At 41.2% G+C, this 4,178-nt stretch carries 2 protein-coding genes; one reads left to right on the top strand and one right to left on the bottom strand.

All coding sequences use genetic code 11. The features are described from left to right. Window positions 1-361: 361 nt before the first annotated feature. On the top strand, window positions 362-2,302 hold the full coding sequence (locus tag ABFX15_RS02350; protein ID WP_346023924.1) for a bifunctional 2',3'-cyclic-nucleotide 2'-phosphodiesterase/3'-nucleotidase: 1,941 nt from the start codon (window positions 362-364) through the stop codon (window positions 2,300-2,302). A gap of 74 nt (window positions 2,303-2,376) precedes the next feature. Here the strand turns inward: ABFX15_RS02350 and ABFX15_RS02345 are convergent, their stop codons facing one another. Then, window positions 2,377-3,555 (bottom strand): ElyC/SanA/YdcF family protein, encoded by a 1,179-nt coding sequence (locus tag ABFX15_RS02345; protein ID WP_346023923.1) that lies wholly within the window; start codon window positions 3,553-3,555, stop codon window positions 2,377-2,379. Window positions 3,556-4,178: the final 623 nt, after the last annotated feature.

The following is a 4,178-nucleotide window of genomic DNA, read 5'->3' as shown; positions in this document are numbered from 1 at the left end:
AATTATTTGGTAAAATGTTAGCCATAAGACATCTCTCCTTGGAATGTTGGTAGTGGTACTCACATTTTACCAAAGAGAGCTGTCTTTTTCTTTACTTTTAAGCTGATTAATCTAAATAATCCTTATAATGTAAAGGATAGAACGGAGTTCTTAGGGGTGCGAAACTTGAGTTTAAATTAGAGAATTTTGGGTAAATTCAAAAAACCTTTACTTATAAATCTGTTCTTGCTATACTTATTACAGATATTAAAAACGTTATCAAATTATAATATGAAAGTTGGGGACAGATAAAATTCCATTGTTTACGAGTACATCTTATAGAAAACAGTCAAAGGCTATTTTATTCCATTAGGAGGTTTACATGCTTAATAATAAATTATTTCCAATTTTGCCCACGCTGCTCACTTCTGTCGCTCTCCTCTCTGCTTGTGCAGGAACTGATACGGACATTGACGAAGAGGCCACACAGGAGCAAGACCCAGACCAGGAACAAGTCGAAACGACGGAGCCAACAGAAACCGAACCAGCAGAAGATACGGAGTCTTCAGAGACCATCAGCTTAGCTATCCTTGGAACAACAGATATTCATGCGCATCTATTGCCTTACGATTATATGAACGATGAAGTTGATGAATCCATCGGGCTCTCGAAGGTATATACATTGGTCGAGGAAGCCCGCGAGGAATTCGACCACACTTTGCTTGTCGACAACGGCGATACCATTCAAGGAAGTATTCTTGGAGACACGCAAGTAGAAATCAATCCCGTAGCCGAAGATGAAACGCATGTCATCATGGAAGCCATGAATGAAATGGGGTACGACTCGGCCACACTCGGCAATCATGAGTTTGATTTTGGCCTGGACTTTTTAGATGAAACAATTGCGGATGCAGAATTTCCGTGGTTATCAGCAAACGTAGTGGAACCTGGAACAAAAACGCCCGTTTATGACCCTTATATACTTGTTGAAGATGAAATAAACGGCAACCCACTAACAGTGGGAGTGATAGGATTTGTACCGCCTGGAGTTATGGGCTGGAATGCTCAACATCTCGAAGGCAAAGTTGAAGTGCTTGAGATGGTAGACGCAGCTGAAATGTATGTGCCAGAAATGATCGATGAAGGGGCAGATTTAGTCATTGCGGTGGCCCATACTGGAATTGATGATGGCGACGATCAAAGTGACAATGCGGCGATTCCTTTAAGTGAAATTGAAGGCATCGATGGCATGATTCTCGGACACCACCACCGTCACTTTCCAATGGAAGGCGAGTATGAAGCTATTGAAGGGGTAGATGTTGAGGCAGGAACCATTAATGGTGTGCAAGCGGTTATGCCCGGCTCGTGGGGATCGCACTTAGGTGTTTTAAGCTATGATTTAACGTTTGAAGACGGAGAATGGATCGTTGAATCGAGCGCTTCTGAAATTCGCAGCACGGAAGAGGCTGAGTCCCACGAAGCGATTGAAGAAATCGCCCAGGAGGTGCATGAAGAAACCGTCGAATTCGTCAACAGCCCTGTCGGTGAGCTCGCTGAAACGATCCATACTTACTTTGCAAGAGTGGAAAGTAATGAAGTGGTTCAGCTCATCAATGATGCGCAGCTAGCATATACTGAACAGTTAAAAGAAGACGGGGAACTTGAAGAAGACCTCCCGATTCTGTCAGCAGCTGCGCCATTCCGTGCCGGACGACGCGGCGAATACACCTATGTCAGCGAAGGTGAAATATCCATTGGAGACATAAATGATGTCTATGTCTTTCCAAACACCTTAGTGATTGTCGAAGTGAATGGTGATCAATTGAAAAACTGGCTCGAGTTTTCTGCCTTAAACTTCAATCAAATTGACCCAGAGAATGAAGAAGATCAATACTTGGTCAACGAAGAAGAACCCAGCTTTAACTTTGATACCATTGCCAATGTCACGTATGAATTTGACGTCACGCAAGAAGTCGGCAACCGGGTGCAGAATTTAACTTATGAAGGGGAACCCGTCGACAGTGAGGACCGTTTCTATGTGGCGACAAACAACTACCGAGCATTTGGCGATGAATTGGATGAGGATGTCATTATCGCTTTAGAGACGCAAACGGAAAATCGTCAAATTATCATTGATTATGTAATTGATCATGAGGGTCCTCTGGATCTTGAGGCCGATCAAAACTGGACGATTGCGCCATTTGAACCAGCCGGTAATGTTCTCTTCAGCAGCTCGCCAAATGCGGTTGACTACTATGAAGATTATGAACGCATTGAACTGCATGAAGAAGGTGCGGATGCCGCTCAGTTTCTCTATAAATAATTAACCACTTAAAATCAAAAACCGTTGACTTCCTATCGCTAAGGAGGCCAACGGTTTTTTTGATTTTTTATACTTTATCTTTGTCGACCTGGAAATTGCCAAATGCCCGATGTCCGTAAGGCATCTCTATGTGTGGACATATCTTCTTCCGTTGTTATCTCATACGCTTCTTCTTCGCTGTCATAATCCATATAGACGATGTTAGTAAACTCTCTTTGAGTAGCCTCGTCTGCCATTTCAAGCAACAGTCGGTTGGCTTCGTTAAATGTCACTAATGCTCTTCGCATATGGCTAGCACTTGTAATCAACGTGATATCTTCGAATCCTTCATTTTGAACAATATCCATAGAAAACAGGGCATTCTCCACGGTATCGGTAGCTAATGGATCTCGAGAAATTCTCTCTTCATCAATTCCATTATCTATTAACCACTCGACCATTAATTCGGCCTCAGTGTTTCCAGCTTTGGGTACACCACCTGTTACAATCAAATGCGAGTTAGGATAAGCTTCCGCTGCTTCTAAGGTTACATTCAACCGCTCAATTAAAGTTTCCTCCATCTCACCTTCATCTGATAAGGCGTAACCAAGCGTGATAAACGTATGGTTCTCCTCTGGCAAGGTATCTGGAGCTTCAGTATTGAACTCTGTGTCCTTAATTTCCTCAATCGAATCCATTAATGCCTGATAGTCATCTGCTCGTTCCTCATCCATTTCAGCTAACCGATTAAAGCCTTCCTCAAATGCCTCATCGTCGCCAGAAACCCTCGAGTAAACAGCATGAAGTAAAGTGGCTTCAAAGTTTTCCTCATCGATATTTTGAATTTCTTCTAATGTATTTAAAGCTTCAGGCAAATCATTTTGTAAGATTTGTGCAGCCGCTAAGGACCTCTTCAAATCCGTATCTAGGGGATCAATAATCGTTGCTTGTCTGAAAGATTCTTCAACTATATCATAATCTCCGTGCAGTGTAATGCCTTGGAAAAACTCTTCTTCCGCAACATTGAGGTCTCCACCATGCCAATAGTAATGCATAGCAATGTCGACCAAAGCGTCTAACCGCTCTTGTGTAGGGGCATTGTTTTGAACCTGCTCAAACAATTCTTCAGGCGTTTCTTCTTCAACTGCATTCTCGCCCGTCTCTTCCATAGGAGGGGTTTCCACTGCTTCTTCTGCTGGTGCATTCTCCACTTGTGCACATCCCGCAAGCCCTATACTAACTGTTGAAAATAAGAGTAAATATTTCTTGATCATGCCTTTGTCCTCCTTATTGGTGCTGTAAGAGGTTTGTTATTTTCCACCTCGTATATAAAGTCAGTTTTTACCTAGATTAGATATTTGAATTTACCCTTTTTACGTAAATAAAATTTTGGAAGTGCCAAATATAGACAAACAAGCTCGTTTAATACTTGTTTTTATGTATTTTTTAAAAATAAGCACACAAATTGAACGCCCCATAAGCGCGTTTTAAAAATTATTCAATTACTTCATTCATAATAATGATAATTGATTCGAGCGTTGTTCTATTCTGTGAAAATACCGAATACCTACGGTATCAAATGTGAGGATCTTTGAAACTCCTCGGATAAACCGATACAGATAAAATTTTATTTTCTTTAATTTATTGGATGGTCGTGCTCGAGCTAAAACGATTTGGGTATGATAGTTGTTCTTTTCAATCGCTAATGAATAATGCCCAATGATACAATTCAAAATGGTATATAAAATTCGTAGAGAACTTAAGTGTAGAAAAGCATTCTATACCGATAAAAAAGAGGCGAAAAAAGGCAATGTGATCCAGCAGACGTGAATACACTGCTGGATCACATTGCTTTTTTTCTTGTCGTATAGGAAAGTATAAGATTTTAATGTGGATA

Source organism: Alkalibacterium indicireducens, from assembly GCF_039522005.1.
GTDB lineage: Bacteria > Bacillota > Bacilli > Lactobacillales > Carnobacteriaceae_A > Alkalibacterium > Alkalibacterium indicireducens.
This window is presented reverse-complemented; position numbering and strand designations above follow the sequence as displayed.

Coding starts and splice junctions, on each gene's coding strand:
- ABFX15_RS02350 (WP_346023924.1), top strand. CDS start 362: ATGCTTAATAATAAATTATTTCCAATTTTGCCCACGCTGCTCACTTCT.
- ABFX15_RS02345 (WP_346023923.1), bottom strand. CDS start 3,555: ATGATCAAGAAATATTTACTCTTATTTTCAACAGTTAGTATAGGGCTT.